This is a genomic window from Bradyrhizobium erythrophlei, assembly GCF_900129505.1.
Classification (GTDB): domain Bacteria; phylum Pseudomonadota; class Alphaproteobacteria; order Rhizobiales; family Xanthobacteraceae; genus Bradyrhizobium; species Bradyrhizobium erythrophlei_D.
Genome location: NZ_LT670818.1, coordinates 3,153,002 through 3,173,765, shown reverse-complemented (window position 1 = coordinate 3,173,765; position 20,764 = coordinate 3,153,002). Strand labels below are relative to the sequence as shown.

20 protein-coding genes are annotated in these 20,764 nt (G+C 63.3%); 10 read left to right on the top strand and 10 right to left on the bottom strand.

Going from position 1 to position 20,764, the window contains the following annotated elements:
• Positions 1-91: 91 nt before the first annotated feature.
• Entirely contained in the window at positions 92-868 is a 777-nt protein-coding gene (locus B5525_RS14740; RefSeq protein WP_079566648.1) for a lysozyme inhibitor LprI family protein, read from the bottom strand.
• 142 nt (positions 869-1,010) lie between these two features.
• Between B5525_RS14740 and B5525_RS14735 the strand changes: the two genes are divergently transcribed.
• Positions 1,011-1,778 (top strand): hypothetical protein, encoded by a 768-nt coding sequence (locus tag B5525_RS14735; RefSeq protein ID WP_079566647.1) that lies wholly within the window; start codon positions 1,011-1,013, stop codon positions 1,776-1,778.
• Positions 1,779-1,867: 89 nt separating this feature from the next.
• On the top strand, positions 1,868-3,412 hold the full coding sequence (locus tag B5525_RS14730; protein ID WP_079566646.1) for a cation:proton antiporter: 1,545 nt from the start codon (positions 1,868-1,870) through the stop codon (positions 3,410-3,412).
• A gap of 51 nt (positions 3,413-3,463) precedes the next feature.
• On the opposite strand, the gene B5525_RS14725 is transcribed toward B5525_RS14730, so the two are convergent.
• The 5 genes from B5525_RS14725 to B5525_RS14705 all read right to left on the bottom strand — a co-directional run bounded on the left by B5525_RS14725 (position 3,464) and on the right by B5525_RS14705 (position 8,641).
• Positions 3,464-4,249 carry an SDR family NAD(P)-dependent oxidoreductase gene (locus B5525_RS14725; protein ID WP_079566645.1) on the bottom strand — a complete coding sequence of 262 codons (786 nt, stop codon included), beginning with the start codon at positions 4,247-4,249 and terminating at the stop codon, positions 3,464-3,466.
• Between the two features lie 131 nt (positions 4,250-4,380).
• Entirely contained in the window at positions 4,381-4,791 is a 411-nt protein-coding gene (locus B5525_RS14720; protein WP_154073227.1) for a DUF1850 domain-containing protein, read from the bottom strand.
• Complete coding sequence (locus tag B5525_RS14715) at positions 4,752-6,860, bottom strand: TRAP transporter permease (RefSeq protein WP_079566644.1); 2,109 nt, start codon at positions 6,858-6,860, stop codon at positions 4,752-4,754. The genes B5525_RS14720 and B5525_RS14715 overlap by 40 nt, the downstream gene beginning before the upstream one ends.
• A gap of 179 nt (positions 6,861-7,039) precedes the next feature.
• Positions 7,040-7,987, bottom strand: a complete 948-nt coding sequence (locus B5525_RS14710) for a TAXI family TRAP transporter solute-binding subunit (protein ID WP_079573376.1) — start codon at positions 7,985-7,987, stop codon at positions 7,040-7,042.
• Between the two features lie 171 nt (positions 7,988-8,158).
• On the bottom strand, positions 8,159-8,641 hold the full coding sequence (locus B5525_RS14705) for a hypothetical protein (RefSeq protein WP_079566643.1): 483 nt from the start codon (positions 8,639-8,641) through the stop codon (positions 8,159-8,161).
• Between the two features lie 218 nt (positions 8,642-8,859).
• Between B5525_RS14705 and B5525_RS14700 the strand changes: the two genes are divergently transcribed.
• Positions 8,860-9,171: a hypothetical protein gene (locus tag B5525_RS14700; protein ID WP_079566642.1), complete on the top strand. Its 312-nt coding sequence runs from the start codon at positions 8,860-8,862 to the stop codon at positions 9,169-9,171.
• A gap of 138 nt (positions 9,172-9,309) precedes the next feature.
• Here B5525_RS14700 and B5525_RS14695 read toward each other — a convergent pair whose 3' ends face one another.
• Both B5525_RS14695 and B5525_RS14690 read right to left on the bottom strand, forming a co-directional pair.
• Positions 9,310-10,455 (bottom strand): hypothetical protein, encoded by a 1,146-nt coding sequence (locus tag B5525_RS14695; protein WP_244568042.1) that lies wholly within the window; start codon positions 10,453-10,455, stop codon positions 9,310-9,312.
• A 79-nt stretch (positions 10,456-10,534) separates the two neighbouring features.
• Positions 10,535-11,167 (bottom strand): NUDIX hydrolase, encoded by a 633-nt coding sequence (locus B5525_RS14690; protein ID WP_079566641.1) that lies wholly within the window; start codon positions 11,165-11,167, stop codon positions 10,535-10,537.
• Positions 11,168-11,247: 80 nt separating this feature from the next.
• Between B5525_RS14690 and B5525_RS14685 the strand changes: the two genes are divergently transcribed.
• Entirely contained in the window at positions 11,248-11,670 is a 423-nt protein-coding gene (locus B5525_RS14685) for a PaaI family thioesterase (RefSeq protein ID WP_079566640.1), read from the top strand.
• Positions 11,671-11,866: 196 nt separating this feature from the next.
• Entirely contained in the window at positions 11,867-12,877 is a 1,011-nt protein-coding gene (locus B5525_RS14680) for an aldo/keto reductase (RefSeq protein WP_079566639.1), read from the top strand.
• Between the two features lie 7 nt (positions 12,878-12,884).
• On the opposite strand, the gene B5525_RS14675 is transcribed toward B5525_RS14680, so the two are convergent.
• Positions 12,885-13,847, bottom strand: a complete 963-nt coding sequence (locus B5525_RS14675) for an NAD(P)-dependent oxidoreductase (RefSeq protein WP_079566638.1) — start codon at positions 13,845-13,847, stop codon at positions 12,885-12,887.
• A 143-nt stretch (positions 13,848-13,990) separates the two neighbouring features.
• Positions 13,991-15,295, bottom strand: coding sequence for a M24 family metallopeptidase (locus tag B5525_RS14670; RefSeq protein ID WP_079566637.1), 1,305 nt, complete (start codon positions 15,293-15,295; stop codon positions 13,991-13,993).
• Positions 15,296-15,513: 218 nt separating this feature from the next.
• Here B5525_RS14670 and B5525_RS14665 point away from each other — a divergent pair, with 218 nt between their 5' ends.
• The 5 genes from B5525_RS14665 to B5525_RS14645 all read left to right on the top strand — a co-directional run bounded on the left by B5525_RS14665 (position 15,514) and on the right by B5525_RS14645 (position 20,654).
• Positions 15,514-16,491 (top strand): LacI family DNA-binding transcriptional regulator, encoded by a 978-nt coding sequence (locus tag B5525_RS14665; protein WP_244567901.1) that lies wholly within the window; start codon positions 15,514-15,516, stop codon positions 16,489-16,491.
• A gap of 134 nt (positions 16,492-16,625) precedes the next feature.
• Positions 16,626-17,024 carry a thioesterase family protein gene (locus B5525_RS14660; protein ID WP_079566635.1) on the top strand — a complete coding sequence of 133 codons (399 nt, stop codon included), beginning with the start codon at positions 16,626-16,628 and terminating at the stop codon, positions 17,022-17,024.
• Positions 17,025-17,277: 253 nt separating this feature from the next.
• Complete coding sequence (locus B5525_RS14655; protein WP_172899878.1) at positions 17,278-18,354, top strand: DUF2336 domain-containing protein; 1,077 nt, start codon at positions 17,278-17,280, stop codon at positions 18,352-18,354.
• A gap of 191 nt (positions 18,355-18,545) precedes the next feature.
• Positions 18,546-20,120: a primase-helicase family protein gene (locus B5525_RS14650; RefSeq protein WP_154073226.1), complete on the top strand. Its 1,575-nt coding sequence runs from the start codon at positions 18,546-18,548 to the stop codon at positions 20,118-20,120.
• Positions 20,121-20,441: 321 nt separating this feature from the next.
• Positions 20,442-20,654 carry a hypothetical protein gene (locus B5525_RS14645; protein ID WP_154073225.1) on the top strand — a complete coding sequence of 71 codons (213 nt, stop codon included), beginning with the start codon at positions 20,442-20,444 and terminating at the stop codon, positions 20,652-20,654.
• Positions 20,655-20,764 lie beyond the last annotated feature (110 nt).

Genomic DNA, 20,764 nt, shown 5'->3' with positions numbered 1-20,764 from the left:
ACGGGCCCGGCCATGACAAGGATCAATTCCAGGCAATTTTTCTCAAGGCCATCTTCTCCTGGAGCGGCGTCAATTCAAGGCCCGATCGCCCCTAATACCGCTCAACCGCGAGCAGATGGTCGAGCCGCTGCCGCATGGCCTTCTGCAGGTCGTAGTCCGGCTGGCCGAACGCCGCGTCGCGGCGAGCGATGAACTCGTCCTGCTCGCGCTGCAAAGCGCGGCCGGCGCGCGGACTGTTGGAGGTCGCCTCGCGGACCACCTTGGTGTTCACGGCGTTGATCTCGCGGTCGAGATTGGCAAGCTCCGGATTGGCGCAGATCGCCTTCTGCACCGGGCGCCTGGCGGTGGCGCAGTTGAAGCTCGGCTTGTTGTAGACCGCCATCAGCGCGCCAAGCCGCTCCAGTTCCTGCGCCAGCGATTTGTAATTGCCGCGCGCGGCCGGATGACCGGGGTTGAGCTTAATGGCGGCGCCGAAATCGGCGAGCGCGCGCGGCCGGTCGCCCTTCCTGCGCCAGAGTTCGCCTCTGATGTTGAAGACATCGGCAAGCGTGGGGTCGAGCCGCAGCACCGTATCGTAGTCGCCGATGGCGCGATCGATCATCTGGTTGTGGTCGTAAGCTGCGCCGCGCGCGATCAGCGCCTTGATGCGGTCGGCGCGCTGGGTCTTCTGATTGTCGATCAGCGCGCCGCAGATGGCGATGACCTTGTCGGCCTCGCCCGCCGCTACCGCGGCTACGCAAGGAGCAGGATCGGCCTGCGGATCGGTGGCAGGCTCGGTACCCGTCGCGAACGCGACGCGCGGCAGCGCCGCCGCAAGCAGTAACGCCACGGCCGCCATCGAAAGCAGCACTGTCGGGAAAGATCGCATCACTCCGCTCGGCGAATCGCCTTTCCTTATTGGAGAGGCGCCCATCAGGCAATAGCGGCGCGCCGAAAATCGAGGACCCACGCGCGCGGCGGACGGCGAATAATCATTTGAACCATATCCGGCGCCCGTATACTCAATCCGCATGACAACCGTGATCGACGACCCTCGCGTGCGTGGCGTTGCAGCACCCGCGCGATACTTCTACTTCCACATGGCGCTGGCCTGCATGGCGGTGGCCTTTCTCGGCTTCGCGCCGACCTATTGGCTGCCGCTGGCGTCGGGATCGTTCGCATCGACACCCGTGGTGCATTTCCACGGCATGCTGTTTTTCACCTGGACGCTGTATTTTGCATTCCAGACATGGCTCGCCGCCTCGGGCCGCACGGCACGGCATCGGTCGCTCGGCGTGATCGGCGTATCGCTGGCGACCGCGATGACCATCTTCGGTTTCCTGGTGGCGGTCAATGCGATGAAACGTTCGGCGGCGATCGGGCAGCTTGACGCAGGAGTTGCGTTCGCGATCGTCCCGCTCAGCGGAATTTTGTTTTTTGCCGTGGTGCTTGGGCTGGCGATCGCCAAAACGCGCCAGCCCGAAACCCACAAGCGGCTGATGCTGCTCGCCGCCATCTCGATCCTCGATGCGGCGGTGGCGCGCTGGTTTCTCACTTTCCTGGCGCCTCCTGGACCGCCCGGCCCGCCTCCGGTCCCCGTCACCATCGGGCCTGCGATGGTTGCCTATCTCCTGCTCGTGGTCGCGATCGTCGCCGACTGGCGCCGCTGCGGACGCCCGCATCCCGTCTATATCTATGGCGGCGCGGCGCTGCTGGCGGTGAAGCTGCTGAACTGGCCGATCAGCATGACGGCGGCCTGGCATTCCCTCGCCGGCGGAATACTGGCGCTTGCTCAATAGCACTGGCTTCCTCGCCGCGCCCTGACGACGTACCCGTTTCGATGTTAGACTGACGTCGACATCGAACGGGTGCGACGGGAACCGGTGGCTTGACGACATTCGAATGGCTTATTGCCCTGCTGCTTGCAGCGGTGCTGCTGTCGGGGCTGGCCCGGCACATCAAAGTCCCTTATCCGACCTTCCTGGCCATCGGCGGCATGCTGCTGGCCTTCGTGCCCTCCGGTCCATCCTGGACGCTAGAGCCCGGTCTGGCGCTGGCGCTGTTCGTGGCGCCGGTCCTGATGGATGCCGCTTACGATACGTCGCTGCGCGACCTCCGGGATAACTGGCTACTGGTCTCGACGCTGGTATGCGTGGCGGTCGGCCTCACGACCTCGGCGGTGGCGGTGCTCATCCATTGGTTGCTGCCGGACATGCCCTGGGCAGCGGCGATCGCGCTCGGCGCCATTGTGGCGCCGCCCGACGCGGCCGCGGCGACCGCCATCCTGCGTCAGGTCAACCTGCCCTACCGCATCCTCAAGATCCTCGAAGGCGAAAGCCTGCTCAACGACGCCAGCGCGCTCCTGATCTACCGCGTCGCGGTCGGCGCCGCCGCAGTCCAGCATTCCAGATGGAACGAGTTTGCGCCTGCCATCTTGCTGGCATTGGCTGGCAGCCTCGCAGCCGGCTATCTGTTCGCCAGGATTTCGTTGTGGACGATGAGGCGGATATCAGATGCGCCAAGCTCGATCATCGTGCAATTCGCCGGCACCTTCACGGTATGGATCGTCGCCGAGCGGATCGGCCTCTCCGGCATCCTGACCATCGTCGCCTATGCGATCGCCATTGCGCGGACGGCGCCGGAGCGGACGCCCGCGCGGTTGCGCGTGCCATCCTATGCGGTGTGGGACACCGCCGTCTTCGTCCTGAATGTGCTGGCCTTCATGCTGATCGGCCTGCAGTTGCGGCCGATCTGGCAGCGGCTCGACGATCCCGTGCGGCTGAAATATTGTCTGGCCGCCGCAGCCGTGCTCGGTGTCGTCATCCTGACGCGCATTGGCTGGGTGATGACGTATGGCGTCATGATGCGGCTTTTGATCGCGCGAGGCATTTACCATCCAAGGCGCTCGGTCGCGGCACCCACCGTTGCGAGCGGCATCGTCGTGTCATGGTGCGGCATGCGCGGCATCGTGACGCTGGCCGCCGCTTACGCCCTGCCGGAAGTCTTCCCCTATCGCGACCTGATCCTGTTGACAGCGTTCGCCGTGGTTCTTGGATCACTGGTGATTCAGGGCCTTACCTTGCGCCCGCTGATATCGGCGCTGCACCTGAAGGCGGACAATCCGGTGATCGCCGAAGTCGCGCGCGCCCGCGCCGTCGCCTTCCAGGCCGCATTGGATGAGATCGACGGCGATCCGTCGGAAGCTGCGGAAATCCTCAGGCTAGAATATCGTGCGTTGTTGCTGCACGCCGCGAGCGATCCCGATGGCGGCGTTGCCACCGGCGAACTGCCGGCAGACCCGCTGCGGCGGCGCGCGATCGCCGCGGCACGGCGATCGATCCTCGATTTGCGGCAATCGGAAGAAATCAGTGACGATGCGTTTCATCAACTCGAGGAAGAATTCGACCGCGCGGAATTGAGCGCGCAGGCGTGATTTTCCTGGCTGTCCCTGCTTTCGCAGGGACGACGATAGAGATTGGTTGGCTCAACTCATCTTGAGCGTGATCCCGCCATCGACCACCAGTTCGATGCCGGTGACGTATTTCGCATCGTCGGAGGCTAAAAACAGCGCCGCATGGGCGACGTCCCAGGCTTCGCCCATGTGCCCCATCGGCACCTGCGCGTCGCGCGCGCGCCACATCGCCTCGACGTCGCCCTTGGCGTAGCTCGACGCCAGTCCTGCCGAATGCTCCACCATCGGCGTTTTCATCAGGCCCGGCAACACCGCATTGACCCGGACGTGTTGCGGGGCGAATTCGACCGCCGTGGTGCGCGTCATCTGGTTCATCGCGGCCTTGGTGGCGGCGTAGGTGACGTAGGACACGCCGGTATGCCGGATCGAGGCGATCGAGCCGCCGCCCTGCCGCACCATCACGGGAATCACATGTTTCATGGCGAGGAACGCGCTCTTGAGGTTGACTGCGAAGACGCGGTCCCACTCGGCTTCCGTGACATCGACCACGCTGCCCATCTCGGCAATGCCGACATTGTTGTCGAGCACGTCGATGCAGCCGTAGGCCTTCAGGCACGCCGCAACCATTGCCTCGACATCCCCGGCGCGGGAGACGTCGGCGGTGAACGCGGTGGCATTGCCGCCTTCGGAAGCGATGATTTCAGCGGTCTCTTCCGCAGCGGCGCCGTTGCGGTCGACGCAGAACACCTGCGCGCCCTCGCGCGCAAAGGTCACCGCGGTAGCCTTGCCGTTGCCCCAGCCCGGCCCGATCGAGCCGGCGCCGACCACGAGCGCGGTTTTGCCTTTTAGCCGATCCATCGACGTCTCCCTGTGTTTTTATCGTTATCCTTCGCAGCAATGGTAGCCCTGATGGAGCGTTAGCGAAATCCGGGATTCTTTCCGTGCGGCTCCCCGGATTGCGCTTCGCTTCATCCGGGCGCTACGAATTACTACGGATCACATGCCTGCATCGTCGTCACATTCGCTCCGATCGGATGCCCTAAAATCTCCGACAGCGTCCGGCAACTCCCGTCGTTGCACAGCCGCCATTCACCGGCGGCGCCGGAATTGCCGAGCAGCACTTGCGGCATCGGTGGGCGCGCGGGCTGCCATTGAAACCAGCCGTCGACGAGCCGCGCCTCCGGCGGCGGCTCCATCCCCGCGCCCGAGCCCTTGACCCGCGCCTGCACCAGTTGCAGCCCGTGTGGGGTGACGCGCCAGTCTTCCTGCCAGTCGACTTTTTCGACCGAGTGCGTCCACACCAGCGTGAACGCCGCGATCGACAGCGTCTTCACCACGCCCAGCGAAGCGAGGCAAAGGCTCAAACCGGCGCCGCCGCGGTGGGCGCACGCTGCCGCCATTGCCACAGCACGATCGCGGCCGTCAGCGCGAAGCCCAGGGTGTCGCTGAACCGGAAATCGCCGAGCAGGCAAAGCGCCGCCAGCAGGGCAACGACGCGTTCGGCCAGCGTCATGTTGGTAAAGAGGAAGCCGATCGCGACCATGCCGAACAAAGCGATGGCGACCAGCGCCTTGAAGGTCGCCAGCGCGACCGCTCCGTAGAATCCAAGCTGGACGGCCATGGGATCGCCGGCCTGCAGCATCAGCGCCGGCGAATAGACGAAGATGAACGGAATCACGTAGCCGGCGAGCGCGATACGCATCGCCTCCCAGCCGATCTTGTCGGGGTTTTCCCTGGCGATCGGGGCTGCCGCCAGCGCCGCCAGCGCCACCGGCGGCGAGAGGTCCGCCATGATGCCGTAATAGAACGCGAACATGTGGCTCTCGATCAGCGGCACGCCGAGCTTCGCCAAGGCCGGCGCGGCGAGCGCCGCCGTGATGATGTAGGTCGGAATGGTCGGGATGCCGGTGCCGAGCAGGATCGACAGCAGCATGGTCATGACCAGCGCGAGGAACAGGCTCTTGGCCCCGAGGCCAATGACCCAGCTGCCGAAGATGGTGCCGACACCGGTCTGCGACATCATGCCGATGATGGCGCCGACGATGGCGCAGGCCATGCCGACGGTGAGCGCCGATTTGGAGCTGTCGGCGAGCGAATCGCGGCATGCCGCGAGCGTCGCCCGGCCACCGCGCGTCAGCGCCGAGATCAGCACGAGAACGCCGACCACGCCCGCCACCGGAATGATCTCCAGGCCGCTGTGCGACACCGCGGCGACGACCAGCGCGAGCCCGATCCAGAAAATGTAGCGCAACGCATTGTTGGAGAAGCCGAGTGTAATGCTGGCGCCCAGGATCAGCGCCACCGTCAGCGCCAGGCCCATGCTGCCGGCATAGAGCGGCGTAAAGCCCTCGAACAGCATGTAGACCAGCGCCGCCAGCGGCAACACCAGATACCAGCGCGCCACCAGCGCCTTCCAGGCGCTCGGGATTTCGGCTCTCTTCATGCCGACGAGGCCGTATTTGCCGGCTTCCAGATGCACCATCCAGAACGCGGAGGCGAAATAGAGGATCGCCGGGATCACCGCGGCCTTGACGATGACGGAATATTCGACCCCCAGCGTCTCGGCCATGATGAAGGCGACCGCGCCCATCACCGGCGGCATGATCTGTCCGCCCATCGAGGCGGTGGCCTCGACGCCCGCCGCGAAGGCGCGGCGATAGCCGAACTTGATCATCAGGGGAATCGTGAACTGGCCGACGGTAACGACATTGGCGACGCCCGAGCCCGAGATCGTTCCCATCATGCCGGAGGCGAACACCGCGACCTTGGCCGGTCCGCCGCGGGTGCCGCCGAACAGGCCGAGCGAGACATCGGTGAACAGCTGGATCATCCCGGCGCGCTCGAGGAAGGAGCCGAACAGGATGAACAGGAAGATGTAGGTCGCCGAGACGTAGATCGGCACGCCGTAAAAACCTTCGGTGCCGTAGGAAAGATGGGTGATGATCTGGTCGAAGCCGTAGCCGCGATGGTTGAACGGCGCCGGCAGATACTGACCGAAGAACCAGTAGAGAATGCAGGCGCCGCACATCAATGGCAGCGCAAGGCCCATCAGCCGCCGCGTGCCTTCGAAGATCAGGACAGCCAGCACGGTGCCGACCACGAGATCGAGCCGCGTCGGATCGCCGTCGCGCGCGATCAGGTCGGCGTAGAAGATCCACTGATAGAGCCCGCACATGAATCCGACGCTGCCGATCAGCCAGCCGGCCGCGCGGCCGACATTGCTCCTGGCGGTGAAGTTGCCAATCAGGCCGAAGGTCATCAGGATCAGGAAGCCGACATGAACGCCGCGCACCACCTGGCTCGGCAAATAGTTGAACGCCGCGACATAGAGCTGGAACGCCGCGAACAGGATGCCGATCGCATAGGCCAGATGTCCCCAGAAGCCAGGGCCAAAACCTTCCGGGAATCCGTGTTCGAAATTGTCGAATTCAACCTTGACGGGCGCCTCTGCGCCCACAGCCTGCAGCATTTTTTGTCGTTCCCCAGCACCCAACTCCAGCCACCGCCTTATAGCATCGGCGCCCGGCCCTGGGATAATTCATGCGCGGACCTGCACCGCGCATCCCGCCAGAAAGTTAAATTCGTCTAAAAAATCGATTGGCCGGGCGCCGCTGCGACGATGCCCGGCCACGGCTGTCCGCGGCGGACCTACTTGATCAGGCCCTTTTCCTTGTAATAGCGGATCGCGCCGGGGTGGAGCGGCACCGGACTGCCAGTCGCGGCGTTCTCCAGCTTGATCTCCTTGCCGGCCGCATGCGCGTTGGCCAGATCCGGCAGCGACTCGTAGATCAGTTTGGTCATTTGATAGGCAAGATCGTCGGATACGGCCGAACTGGTGACGAGATAGTTGATCACCGCCGCGGTCGGCACGTCCTTGTCCTGGCCGGTATAGGTGTTGGCGGGAATGATGACCGACTTGAACGGCGCGCCGATCTTGTCGACCACCTCCTTGGGCACCGACACCACGCTGATCTCGGTCGAGGTCGACAGATCCTTCAGCGAGGCCACCCCGAGGCCGGCCGATTGCAGCGTCGCGTTCAACTGCCGGTTCTTCATCAGGTCGACGGATTCCGCGAACGGCAGATATTCGACCTTGCCCATGTCCTTGTAACTCAGCCCCGCCGCGGCGAGGATGGCGCGCGAGTTGAGTTCGGTTCCCGACTTGGGCGCGCCGACCGAGAGGCTCTTGCCCTTGAGGTCGGCCAGCGTCTTGATGCCGCTGTCGGCGGTGGCGATGATCTGGATGTAGTTCGGATAGATCGCGCCGATGGTGCGCAGCTTGTCCAGTTTCGACTTGAAGCCCGCCTCTTCGTCGCCCTCCCAGGCGGCTTTCAGGGAATCGCCGAGCGAAAACGCGATCTCGCCGCGGCCCTGCTGCAGCAGGATCAGATTCTCGACCGACGCCTTGGTGGCCTGCACCTGGGTCTTCACGTCGGGGATATTGTCGCTGAAGATTTTTCCGATGGCGACGCCGAGCGGATAATACACGCCGGAGGTGCCGCCGGTCAGCACGTTAATGAATGCTTGTGCCCGCGCCGCAGGCGCCGACAAAACCACCGCGAGCGCGGCGACAGCCGCAACCAATTTCGAATTCATGATCATTATTCCCCCCAGAAACGGCCGCGAAATTGGACGGAGCGAGGTCCGGGGTCAACCTATGCCATCGGCCAACAGGGTTGCGCAAAACAGCCGTTCGGGCCGGCGCGCGGGATGCCGGCCACGCGCAAGACAGCTCCGGGCCTCTGATTTCAGATCAGCCGATGCGGCTCACTGGAACGTCATGTCCAGGCATTTGGAGATATCGGAGCCGAGGCCGGAGGAGATGATGATGCAGCCGCGAACCTTCTGCGCGGTGTTGTCGCTCGCCCATATCGAGTAGCCGCCAGGACCGAAAAACGAATTGGTGTTCGGCGGCTCGGTTTCGGTGGCGTCGAACGAGTAACTGGAATCGGTCTCGAAGATGCGCGGCTTCTTGGTGCAGCTGCCGTCGGTCTGGACGTTGATCACTTCCTTGTTGTCGCGCGTCAATGCCAGGCTGACCTGGCAGCGGTAATACTCCGACGTCTTGACATTGAAGATGTAGGTGTAGGATTTGCAGGTCGCGGTATTGAGCTTGCCGGCGGCGAGGCCGCGGCTGCAGGAAATTCTCTGATTGTTGGACAGTTTGAACAAATCCTCCGCCCGGGCGACCGGCACCAGCGTCACCATTCCCAACGCGACAACACAACAAATTTTCATGACGTGGTTCATCCGAATCATCCCTGTGACGTGCTTTGCAAGCGTTTCTTCTAGCCCGAAACCGGAACATAGTCGCGAAGGGACCAGCGGGAAATCCCAAACTCTTGAACGGCGCGCCGCGCGTCGAACAGGCTTGTCGTATTGACGCGAGATCAGCGTTCGTGTTTTGTTCGGACATGGCTGGGCGCCATGGCAGACCAGATTTTTCGGACCTTTGGGGAGCATGCAGGATGACGAGATTATCGACCAGGACATTGCTAATCGCAGCCGCGCTGGCGGGCGCCGCATTGACGACAGCCGCCTTCGCGGAAGCCGCCGCGCCGACGCCCTGGGAGCTGAAGCCGGACGTGGGCTATGGCTACGACAAGGAAGGCAAGACCTTTTCCTACAAGATGGGCACCAACAATGCGGGCCTGCTCTTGAAGGGCGCCAAGAAGGTGCCCAAGGGCACCTTGTTCTTCATTGGCCAGAACGGACAACTCTACATGCGGACCGGGCCGTTTCTCGAAGGTGACGGCAAATTCATGTTCGGGTCGGATTGAGCTGAAGCGGCGTAACGTTATGATGTCATCATCCGCGAAAGCGGATGATCCAGTACGCCGCGCCGCCCGGGATATTATTCCGGCGGTGCGGGTTACTGGATGCCTTCGCGGGCATGACGATAGGACTGAGACGCCGAGCTAAAACGCCGCTGCCAGCTCCTTTGCGCCGGGCAGGCGGCTGTTGCTGTCCATCCTGGAGTCGGTGATGGCGAGCAGCTTGGCCACCGTGTTGTGGCGGATCGCCACCGGATTGCGCTCATAGCCCGAGCGCTGGAAGAAATTCGCGGTGGGGACCTGCTCGCGCAGCGCCTGCGGCATCGTCACCATGTCTAGCCCGGTGCCGTCGCCGGTCAGGTTCATCATCTCCAGTTCGGCGGCGGTGAGCGGCTTGGTGTAGCCCTTGGCGCGCGCGAAGATCACCGAGGTCAGGAGCTTGTGGGTCTGCAGCAGCGGGCCGACGTCAATGTCCAGCACCATGGCATGGATGGCCCAGCCCTGCGGTGTATCGCCGATCTTCTCGTGCAGCCCCCATTCGTCCGGCACCGAGCGCGCCAGTGCCACCATCCGCTTCAGCACGGCGATCTTGTGCTCCATCGCGGCGCGCTGACTGCCGGATAATTGCGCCGCTTTCTCGGTGAGCGCGCGGACGAATTCGCGGCCCTGTTCGGCGAGCAGTTCGACGCTGTTGGTGGTGAGCAGCTGGTTATAGCCGATCGCGGTGGAGATCGCGCGCGCGGCCCGCGAATACTCCAGCCCCGATTGCATGTCGTGATTGCCGTTGCCGCCGGTCTCGAACGCATAGACGCGCACCGCCTGCTCGCGCGTCAACCCAGCGTCCGAGGCTGTGTGGGCATAGGCGCGCTTGAACTCGATTTCGCTTGTAGGCCGCTGCGGCACGAACTGGAAATGCTCGGCGGCTGCTTTCAGAAGATCGGCGACCACGGGGATATATTTGCGCTCGCGGGGCGGACGTTCGGGCTCGGCCGACGGCTCCGGATTCACCGGCCGTTTCGGCCCGGCATAGACCGGCGGCTGGGTCAGCACATAATCGTCGAGCCCGATGGCGAGATGCTCGCGCCGCTTGGCGTTGCGACCGCGCCGCTTCTCGGCGATCGACGTCCAGTAGGCGCTGGCCTCCTCTTCATACGTCGCACGGGCTTCCTGATACGCCTTCAGCAAGCGGCGATATTCGGCGACCGCCTGGGGCGAGGCCGCCTGCGCCATCGCGCCGGAAGCGGCTGATGGCATTGGCACGGCATCCATCGCCGCGGCCTGCGGCGCCATTAAAAGCAGCGCGAGCGCGAAATAGCTTGGATGGCGAATCGGTTGATGGCGCATCGGTCCGTTGTAGCCCAAACCGCGGCTACTTCCAGGCAAACACCGGCTGTTCCAGCTCGGCGACGCGGGTATCGCGCCCGGCCAGCACCTCGCGAAACTGATAGATCAGCGCCGCCGTCGGCGCATGAATGATGCCGCCATCGTGATGAAAGCGGATCACGCGCCGCGTGCTCTCGGGTATCGCGGTGAAATCGAAGGCGTGCGCGTGCTCGATGGCATCGAGCCCGATCCGGTGCACGGAGGCGACCTCCTGCGGATTGGGCGATATCACGGCACTCGCCTCCGCCCACACCACCACCGGGGTGATCAGATAGCCCGAGCGGGTCGGGTAATCATCGAGCAGGCCCAGCACCGCGTTGGGGTTCAGTTCGAGGCCGAGTTCCTCGTGCAATTCGCGCAGCGCAGCATCGATCGCCGTTTCGCCGCGGTCGCAGCGTCCGCCCGGCAGCGCCCATTGACCGCGATGGGCGCGCAGGCTGGCGGCGCGCAGCGTCAGCAACAGCGCCGTTCCGTTTCCACCATCGCCGGCCTCGACCAGCGCGATCGCGACCGCGGCGCGCTTCAGCGATCCCGCTGGTTCGTCTTCCGGAAGTCGCGCGAAGCCGGCGCAACGCGCCGCGATATTCCGCCGTGTGGCATCGTCGAACGGCCTGGTCATCCCGCTTGACTACAACACGCCGGCGACTGATGAAATGCCTTCGCCCCCTCCGAACGCGTCGTCCAACCGGAATAGCTGACATGACCGACAAGGCCACGGCGACACTCAAGGCCTCCGGCTGGACCGTGGTCGAGACCACCGGGTTCCTGTATCTGATCGGACCGCTGTGGCAGCGGGTCGTCGCGGGCGAACATGAATATGCGCTTGTGGCGCAGGACAAGCATCACAACCGCCGCGGCCTGGTGCAGGGCGGCGTTCTCATGACGTTCGCGGACCGCACCTGCGGCATGACCGCGCGATACGTATCGGGCAAGCCGACACTGGCGACCGTCCAGATGGACACCCATTTTGTCGAGGCCGGCAAGATCGGCGAGACCCTGATTTCCAAGCCGCACGTGGTCCGCTCCACGCGGAGCCTGATCTTCATCACCACGGAAATCACCGTCGATAAACGCTGCATCGCCATGGCCAGCGGCGTGTTCAAGATATTGAAGAGCGATTGAGGGAGCGGGGCTGGCCTGCCTCCCCGTCATTGCGAGCCAACGGGTCGGCGCGAAGCGCCGCCCGATGACAGGCTCCGCGAAGCAATCCATAGCGCCAAAGGAAGTATGGATTGCTTCGTCGCTTCGCTCCTCGCAATGACGAGTTACAGTTGCTATTCTGGCGAGTAATTTTCGCGCATTCTCAGAGGACCCCCCGATGCAATATCGTCAACTCGGCCGCAGCGGCCTGAAGATTTCGCCGATCTGCCTGGGCACCATGATGTTCGGCGGGCCGACCGAGGAGGCGGCCTCGACGCGGATCGTCGCCAAGGCGCGCGAGGCCGGAATCAACTTCATCGATACCGCCGATGCCTATAATGACGGCAATTCCGAACAGGTGGTCGGGCGCGCCATTTCCAACAGCAGGCAAAGCTGGGTCGTCGCCACCAAGCTTGCCAATCCCATGGGCGACGATCCCAACCGCGGCGGGCTGTCGCGGCGCTGGGTGCTGCAGGCCGCGGACGAAAGCCTGAAGCGGCTCGGCACCGATTATATCGACATCTATTATCTGCATAAGGAAGACCATTCGACGCCGCTCGAGGAAACCGTGCGCGCGATGGGCGAGCTGCTCCGGCAGGGCAAGGTGCGCTATTTCGGCGTTTCGAATTACCGCGCCTGGCGCGTTTCGGAAATCTGCAGCATCTGCGACCGCCTCGGCATCGACCGCCCGGTGGTCAGCCAGCCCTATTACAATGCGATGAACCGCATGCCCGAGGTCGAGCATTTCCCGGCCTGCCATTTCTACGGCCTCGGCATCGTGCCCTATAGCCCGCTGGCGCGCGGCGTGCTCACCGGCAAATACGCGCCCAACGCCGCGCCCGACAAGGAGACGCGCGCGGGCCGCAACGACAAACGCATGATGCAGACCGAATGGCGGCCGGAATCGCTGCAGCTCGCGCAGGAAATCCGCAGGCACGCCGAAGCCAAGGGCGTCACCGCCGGACAGTTCGCGGTGTCCTGGGTGCTGAACTCCGCCTTCGTCAGCGCGGTCATCGCCGGTCCCCGTACCGAAGAACAATGGGACGATTACGTCCGCGCGCTCGACTATCGCTTCACCGCCGAGGACGAAGCGCTGATCGATCGCCTGGTCGTATCGGGCCATCCGTCGACGCCGGGCTACAACGATCCGGCGTATCCGATCGAGGGGCGACGGGCGCGGACGGGATAGCCGCCTCTCAGCCCTCGGTCTCGAGCCCGGTCGGCATCGGAACGTTCTCGGGCGCGAGTTTCAGGCCGGCCGCCAGTGCCACGGTTTCCAGCAACGCGGCAAAATCCTTTTCCAGATGCGCGGCCGGATCGGGCTTGAGCGTCGCCGCGCCGAAATGGCTCTGTAGCGCTTCTCGCGTCGCCGCCGTCACCGGCATCGCGACGTCGAGATCGCGCGCGGCTTTCAGCCCGAGATCGAGGTCCTTGCGCAGCAGCGCCGGCGTGAACGTCGTGGTCCAGTCGAGATTGACCAGCGCGTTGCTCTTGTATTTCGTAAATGTCGAGCCGAGCACGCTGGCGTTCATGAAGTCGAGGAAAGCGTGGCGCGGCACGCCCGCCTTTTGCGCCAGGATGGTGATCTCGGCGAGATTCTGGATCACGACGCCGAGGAAGACGTTGTGCGCGATCTTGCAGATGCGCGACAACTCGCCCTCGCCGACATAGGAGACGCCGGAAGCCGCGATGGTCTTGAGATACGGTTCTACCTCGTCGAACGCCGCCTTCGGGCCGGAAACCACCGTGGAGAGTTTTCCCGCCTTGACGCATTTGCCGTTGCCGCTGACGGGGGAGCTGATGAATTCGCAGCCCAGTTGCTTGAGCCGGGCGCGGATCGCTTCCGACTGTTCGACGCCGATCGAGGAACAGTCGACCAGGATTTTCGGCCGCGGGCCGGAGGAAGTGGCGACCAGGCCGTTCTCGCCGAAATAGACCTGCTCGAGATCCTTGCCGGTCGACACCATCGTGAACACGATGTCCTTGCCGGAAAGCTCGCTCGGATGATCGACGATTTGACCGCCCTTCTTGGCCAGCGGCTCGGCCTTGGCGCGCGTCCGGTTCCAGATCGCCACCGAATGGCCGGCCTTCAGCAGCCGTTCGGCCATCGGATAGCCCATGCGTCCCATGCCGATCCAGCCGAGGGAATGTTTTGTCATTTTGCTACTCCTTGGAATTCCTGGTTGCCGTCATTGCCAGCGACAAACGCGAAGCGTTTGCGCAAGGGAGCGTTAGCGACGAAGCAATCCACACTTCTTCGCGGCAATGCATTGCTTCGCTTCGCTCGCAATGACCGTGAGCCTCAATACCGGTTGGCGATCGGCAGTTCCTCGGCGGGGAACAGCGTAATCACCTGACAGCCCTTGTCGGTGACGACGACTTCCTCCTCGATGCGCGCCGCCGAAAAGCCGTCGCTGGCCGGACAATAGGTCTCCAGCGCGAACACCATTCCCGTTTTAATCTCCATCGGGTTTTCCAGCGATACCAGCCGCGAGATGATCGGGCGCTCGTGCAGCGCGAGCCCTAGGCCGTGGCCGAACTGCAGGCCGAACGCCGCCATCTCGTTCGGGAAACCGAATTCTTCCGCTTTTGGCCAGACCTTGGCGACGGTGTCGGTGGAGACGCCCGGCTTGATCAATGCGATCGCGTTGTCGAGCCATTCGCGGCACTTCTTGTAGGCGTCGTGCTGCACCGGCGTGGCACGGCCGATATTGAAGGTGCGGTAATAGCAGGTGCGATAACCCTGATAGGACTGCAAAATGTCGAAGAAGGCCTGGTCGCCCGGGCGCAAGATGCGGTCGGTGAAATTGTGCGGATGCGGATTGCAGCGCTCGCCGGAGATCGCGTTGATCGCTTCCACGTCGTCGGAGCCCATCTCGTAGAGCATCTTGTTGGCGAGGGCGACGATGTCGTTTTCGCGCACGCCGGGCTTTAACGCCTCGTAAATCGAATGGTAGACGCCGTCGACCATGGCGGCGGCCTGGTTGAGCAGCATGATCTCGTCGATGTTCTTGATCTCGCGCGCGTCCAGCATGACCTGCTGTCCGTCGACGACCTTCATGCCGGCCTTCTGCAATTCGAAGAACATCGCGGTCTCCGCGATGTCGACGCCGACCGGCATGTCGGCGACGCCTGCGGCTCGCAAGAGGCTCATGACTTCCTCGGCATGCGCCTTCATCAGCCCGACCGAAGGCGGCACGGTGCCACGCATGCCGAGCATGCCGGCGCGGCAATTATCCGGCACCAGCCAGTCGCAATTGATGCGGTGATGCACCGCCGCTGAACCGAAATCCCACACGATCGGCTCGCCATCGCCGGCCAACAGCGCGAAGCGACACAGCTTGTCGCGCTCCCATTCGCCGATCTTGGTGCCGGAGACGTAGCGGATGTTGTTGACGTCGAACAGCAGCAACGCACCGCACGGCGAGTCCTTCAGCGCCTGGCGGGCGCGGGCCAGCCGGTAATGGCGCAGCCGGTCGAAATCGATCCGGCGTTCGAAATCGACCGACATGTGCCCGTGCGAGGGGATCGCCCGATCCCAGCGCCAATGCGGCTCGAGATGCTCGGGACGAATGAGATGCGGCTTGAGCGCGTTCGCGACATTCATGGGGATGACCGGCTGGAGGTTGTTGCAATCGATTGCATAAAGGGGTTTATAGGCATCTGTCAAGGGTGAGCAGGCAGGGTGCGGTGCACGCTGACGGACTTTGCAGCGACGGAACCACTTGTCGAATGGTGCAGAGAAGCAGGGCCACGACCGGAACAGCCGCCAGGTTCGCGGTTTCACCGCGTCCCACGATAAAAGATGTCGCGGAAAAATGCGGCGTGCATCCCTCGACGGTGTCGCGCGCGCTTAGTCCGGCGATGAGCCATCTGGTCGCACCGGAAGTGGCAAAACGCATCCGCGCGGCGGCGGCGGCGCTCGGCTATCAAGTGAATGTGACAGCGGCGGGCCTGCGCACCGGACGAAGCGGCCTGATCGGCGTGCTCGCCCCCGACATCGCCGACCCCGGCTTCCCGCCGATCCTGAGCGGCGTTACCGAGGCACTCAATGCCGCGGGTTACGCCGCGATCGTCGTCGACGTCGGGACCGATCCATCGCGCGAGCAGGAACTGGTCGACAGGCTGATCGCGCGCGGCGTCGACGGGCTGGTGCTCGCGACCGTTGTCCTCAACGATCCCGTGGTCGGCCATTGCCTCGCGGCATCGATCCCCGTGGTGCTGGTCAACCGCAGCGATTCAGGCCGCAAACTGCCGGCGGTGGTCACCGATGATGAAGCGGGCATGCGGCTCGCGGTCGATCATCTCGTAAGCCTGAGCCATCGCCGCCTCGGCCATATTGCGGGTCCGCAGGATGTCTCGACCGGCGCGCTGCGCCGGGCCGGCTTCAAGGCCGCCGCGGCGCGTGCGGGCCTATCGCCGCAAACCATCCTGATCGAGGCCGCCCGCGCCTATACGCGCGAGGATGGGCGGCTTGCCGCGCTGCGCCTGCTCGATCGCAAAAATGCTCCCACCGCGATCGTCGCCGCCAACGACCTGCTCGCGCTCGGTATCTACGACGCGCTCGGCGAGCGCGGCCTGAAATGCCCCGCCGACATCTCGGTGGTGGGCCACAACGACATGCCCTATGTGGATATGCTGGCGCCGCCCTTGACCACCGTGCGCATCGCTCAGCGCGAAATGGGCAACCAGGCCGCCCGCCTGCTGCTCGATGCGATTGCCGCCCCTTCCGCCCGTCGCGAGCGCGTGGTGCTGGAGCCGACGCTGATCGTGCGGGGGTCGACGGGCAAGCCATCCGCTTGATCCAACTCTGAACGGCTATTTGGCGTGTGCCGGCGCGAGACCGGTTTATTCGGAAAGAATGGCCCCGCGGTCGCTGTAATATCCGGCCGAACGAGCCGCCGCCAAATCCCCGTCGAGCCGCGAGGACAACCGAAATGCGCCAGATTCCGCCGGGAACGAAAGGCACGTTCACGCTGCGCATAGAGCCCGGGCATCTCGCCAACCAATTCAAGGACGCGATGCTGCCGGAGGTCTTGGCGACGCCCGTCATGATCATGATGATGGAAAACGCCGCCCTCAACGCGATCCGGCCCTATCTGGAGCCGGGGGAGAGCGCGGTCGGCAGCGCGATCGACGTCCGGCATCTTGCCGCGACGCCCGTCCGTCACACCGTTCGCGCCGAAGCGGAGGTCACCAAGGTCGACGGCAAGCGGATCGAGTTCAAGGTGTCGGCGCGCGACGACACCGAGGAGATCGGCAACGGAACCCACCAGAGAGCGGTGATCAAGCTCGGCTCGTTCAACGAGCGTCTCGCCGCCAAGGGTAAACGTTAACCGTAAGCCGTCGAGGCCCGGTCGGAAAGCTCGGGAGCAGCCCGCGGGCATCTTCGAAGTCGCAACAATTTAAATTATCTGTGAGCCAACTGGAGCGGGTTATTTTCACGCGTGGCCGGTAACACCTGACCGTCACGCTTTCCTCTACCTGCTCCAACGCGAAATGTCTGAGAGACCGCCAGCCATGACCACGTTTTCTTCTCTGGTTAATGAAATTCAGGACGCACCGATATCCGGGCATACGCAAAGGCAGTTGAGGGCCCTCACGCGAATCACCGATCTATTCGTCGCCGGGGCCGGTCGCCATTCGAAGCAGCAGATCGAGCTGTTCAACGAGGTGTTCAAAACCCTGGTTGCCGTGATCGAGCTGGAAACCCGAATCAAGCTCTCGCGCCATCTCGCGACCATTCCGGATGCGCCGTCGGCGCTGGTTCGGGCATTTGCCTTCGATGACACGGTCGCCGTGGCAGCGCCGGTGCTCAGCGAGTCGGCGGCACTCAGCGACTCCGACCTTGTCGCCAGCGCCAGTACGCAGGGCCAGGGGCACCTTCACGCCATCGCCCGCCGCCGGACGCTGAGCGAAGTCATCACCGAAGTCCTGATCGAGCGCGGTGAACCCAACGTCGTCCACACGGTGGCGAAGAACGAGGGCGCCCAGTTTTCGGACGGCAGCTTCCGCGAGCTGGTCGCCCGGGCCGGCGACGATGCCCAGCTCGCGCTGCATGTCGGCATGCGGCACGACATTCCCAGGCATCACTTCCTGAAGCTGCTTGAAACCGCCTCTGCTTCGGTTTGCGCCCGGATCGTGGCAGCAAACCCGCAATATGTCGATACGGTGCAGGACGCGGTGACCGAGGTGATCGACGACATCAATTCGGAAATCCGCAAACAGTCGCCGGATCACGCCAGGGCAAAGTCACGGGTCAAGCGGCTGCAGAACTGGCACGAACTCAACGAAAGCAACGTTCATTTAGCCGCGCGTTCGCAAAACTTCGAACAGGCAGCCGTGTCCCTGTCGGTCCTCGCCTGCTGTCCGATCGAGATGGCCGAACGGGCGATCCTCAATGAAAACCCCGGCGTGGTGCAGGTGATCGCCAAAGCCGCCGACTGCTCCTGGGCCACGGTCAAGGAGCTATTGCTGATGAATGCGGCGGACCGCAGAATGTCCGAAGCGGATCTTGCCGGCGCGCGCGAAAACTACCAACGGCTTGAGATCCAGACGGCAAGACGCGTGGTCGAGTTCTACGAAGCGCGCCGCGACGGGCGCACCGTCGACAGCCCGCCGATCGCTCCACGGGCGTCCGCAAGCCCGGAAGCGCTCGCCAGCTAGAGCATTAGGAAATCCGCGTGGACTGCTTCAGATGCCGGCCGCCGTTTGCGCGCTGGGCGGCGAAGGCAGATGCGCAACTGCCCAGAACCGGAATATTCGGTAAAATGGTGCCCAGGGGCGGACTATGCCAATCATAATAAATCAATGGCTTAAGCGGCGATTGGGCAATTTTTCTTTCCGCGCAATCTCGTATGTTTTTGCCAAGGGTGCCCAACGGGGCAAGGCTGAAAACTAAGATGACAGATAGACCCGATACCAACCAATCCACAATCGCCTCAGTGAACCCCGCCCTAACCGGCGGGGTTTTTCGTTCCGGCTCCGAAAATCCGCACGAAACGATCGCGGCCCTTATCGATGGTGGAGACGATAGCGAGGCCGTGGAAGCGGAAAACACGTCTCCCCGCGCTTGGGGCTTTGATGTTGAGGAAATCAACCGTAGCTACGCGCTGGCGATTTGGGGCGGCAAGGCCGTGGTGGTCAATGAGCAGCCCTCCGGGCCGGTCAATGACCGGGTGCGGGTGATGTCGTTCGAATCCATGAATCCGTGGTTTGCGAACCGGTATACCGAAATCGTCGGGTCCGACGGCAAGGTTAGGCCGGTGACCTGGGCGAAGGCTTGGCACTCACACCGCGACCGCCGGCAATACGATGGTGTCGAATTTTTCCCCAATCCGGACGGGGCCGCCGGCACCCCGAGTTACCTGAATTTCTGGCGTGGCTTCGACGTGAAGCCCTCGCCGGCCGGCTCGTATCACGTATTTCGCGATCACCTCCTCACCAACGTCTGCGGCGGCGACGAAAACCTTTTCAAATATGTGTTCGGCTGGATGGCGCACATCGTTCAAAAGCCGCGCGAGCGGCTTGGGACGGCGATCGTGCTCCGTGGCCGGCGCGGCACCGGCAAGAGTAAGGTTGGCGAGGTGTTGGGTTCGCTGTTTTCGTCGCATTACTTTCAGGTTGACGAGGCCCGCTACATCACCGGCCAATTCAACGCGCATATGGCGAGTTGCTTGCTCTTGCAGGCCGACGAGGCCGTATGGGCGGGCGACAAGGCGGCCGAGGGGCGGCTCAAGGGTCTGATCACCAGCGAAACGCAAATGATCGAATCGAAGGGCGTCGATCCAATCCGGTTGCGCAACTTCCTTCGCGTCATCATGACCTCCAACGAGGGTTGGGTGGTGCCGGCGGGGATGGATGAGCGACGGTTTTGCGTCCTCGACGTAGGCTCGGGGTGCGCCCAAAATCACGAGTACTTTGGCGAAATGGACGACGAACTGAACGCCGGCGGCCGGGAGCGGCTGTTGCACGATTTGCTCAACTTCGATCTTACCCAAGTCGATTTGTGGCACGCCCCGCAGACTCGCGCGCTTCTCGAACAGAAAATTCGATCGTTCGATACGATCGATGACTTTTGGTACAATCGCCTTTACGACGGCTCAGACTGGCCGAGCCGGGTGATTTGTACCGACTTTCATTCTGAGTACATCAAGGCAACGACTCAGATGGGCGTCGGCCGTAAACGCAGCAACGCCGAGTTTGGCACCCGGCTCGCCAAGCTCGTACCCAGCATGCGCAAAACTCGGCCGGCGATCGAAACCGAGCCGGGCGTTACGCGGCGGGTCTGGTGTTACGAGTTTCCGTCACTAGATGATTGCCGCGCCGCGTTCGACGAGTTGCTCGGCCAGCCCGTCGATTGGCCGGCGCTTTCGCCCGGAGAGGGCGGGCGAGCGCTGAAATCGTCGTCGGACGATTCGGTTCCGGTCTAGGTCCGGTCCAAGCGGTCCAAGCGCGGTCCAAGTGCCCGCGATACAAGTTAATCAATAAAATCAGGCATGCGTCCAAGGCGTCCAAGGCGTCTAGGTCGCGCGCGTGTAGGCAAAATGAAAAACGGCATCCGTTCGATGCCGGTCGTTTTGTGCTGACCCCTCTAAACTACCTAGACTGCTTAGACAGCCTAGACCAACCCGCAATTTTAAACGGTTTCTCGCAGTCCAAGCGCCAACGGTGCGCTTGGACTGCTTGGACATGCCTAAATGGAGACAAAGGTGACGAGACCGACTACGAGCCAAATCGAGTTTGCGAAAACCATGACGATCAAACAGCGCGGCGTGTTGAACTCACTCTCGATGTTCGATTGTTACATGAGCGCCAGCGAGTTGGCCAACGATGAACTTCGTGAACTCGTCCGCAATCAGCTTGCTCGGTATCACGTGCAGCCCGGCATTGAGGGGCGCTTGTCGTGGGGAGTGACCGATGCCGGCCGAGCGATCTCGCAGCGGATCAAGAGAGGTGCGCTGTAGGTCGCGGGTCCTTCCCGGCCGGGTGGGGCATACGGCCCAAGCGCGCCCCGCAATCACGCCAGCCAGAATGAAATTTTTCTGGGTTGACACGCCTGACACCCTGACAACGC

Bases quoted from the DNA above. Each gene is read 5' to 3' on its own strand.
- B5525_RS14740 (WP_079566648.1), bottom strand. From the start codon at position 868: ATGCGATCTTTCCCGACAGTGCTGCTTTCGATGGCGGCCGTGGCGTTA.
- B5525_RS14735 (WP_079566647.1), top strand. From the start codon at position 1,011: ATGACAACCGTGATCGACGACCCTCGCGTGCGTGGCGTTGCAGCACCC.
- B5525_RS14725 (WP_079566645.1), bottom strand. From the start codon at position 4,249: ATGGATCGGCTAAAAGGCAAAACCGCGCTCGTGGTCGGCGCCGGCTCG.
- B5525_RS14720 (WP_154073227.1), bottom strand. From the start codon at position 4,791: ATGGCGGCAGCGTGCGCCCACCGCGGCGGCGCCGGTTTGAGCCTTTGC.
- B5525_RS14715 (WP_079566644.1), bottom strand. From the start codon at position 6,860: ATGCTGCAGGCTGTGGGCGCAGAGGCGCCCGTCAAGGTTGAATTCGAC.
- B5525_RS14710 (WP_079573376.1), bottom strand. From the start codon at position 7,987: ATGAATTCGAAATTGGTTGCGGCTGTCGCCGCGCTCGCGGTGGTTTTG.
- B5525_RS14705 (WP_079566643.1), bottom strand. From the start codon at position 8,641: ATGAACCACGTCATGAAAATTTGTTGTGTTGTCGCGTTGGGAATGGTG.
- B5525_RS14700 (WP_079566642.1), top strand. From the start codon at position 8,860: ATGACGAGATTATCGACCAGGACATTGCTAATCGCAGCCGCGCTGGCG.
- B5525_RS14695 (WP_244568042.1), bottom strand. From the start codon at position 10,455: ATGGCGCCGCAGGCCGCGGCGATGGATGCCGTGCCAATGCCATCAGCC.
- B5525_RS14690 (WP_079566641.1), bottom strand. From the start codon at position 11,167: ATGACCAGGCCGTTCGACGATGCCACACGGCGGAATATCGCGGCGCGT.
- B5525_RS14685 (WP_079566640.1), top strand. From the start codon at position 11,248: ATGACCGACAAGGCCACGGCGACACTCAAGGCCTCCGGCTGGACCGTG.
- B5525_RS14680 (WP_079566639.1), top strand. From the start codon at position 11,867: ATGCAATATCGTCAACTCGGCCGCAGCGGCCTGAAGATTTCGCCGATC.
- B5525_RS14675 (WP_079566638.1), bottom strand. From the start codon at position 13,847: ATGACAAAACATTCCCTCGGCTGGATCGGCATGGGACGCATGGGCTAT.
- B5525_RS14670 (WP_079566637.1), bottom strand. From the start codon at position 15,295: ATGAATGTCGCGAACGCGCTCAAGCCGCATCTCATTCGTCCCGAGCAT.
- B5525_RS14660 (WP_079566635.1), top strand. From the start codon at position 16,626: ATGCGCCAGATTCCGCCGGGAACGAAAGGCACGTTCACGCTGCGCATA.
- B5525_RS14650 (WP_154073226.1), top strand. From the start codon at position 18,546: ATGTTTTTGCCAAGGGTGCCCAACGGGGCAAGGCTGAAAACTAAGATG.
- B5525_RS14645 (WP_154073225.1), top strand. From the start codon at position 20,442: ATGACGATCAAACAGCGCGGCGTGTTGAACTCACTCTCGATGTTCGAT.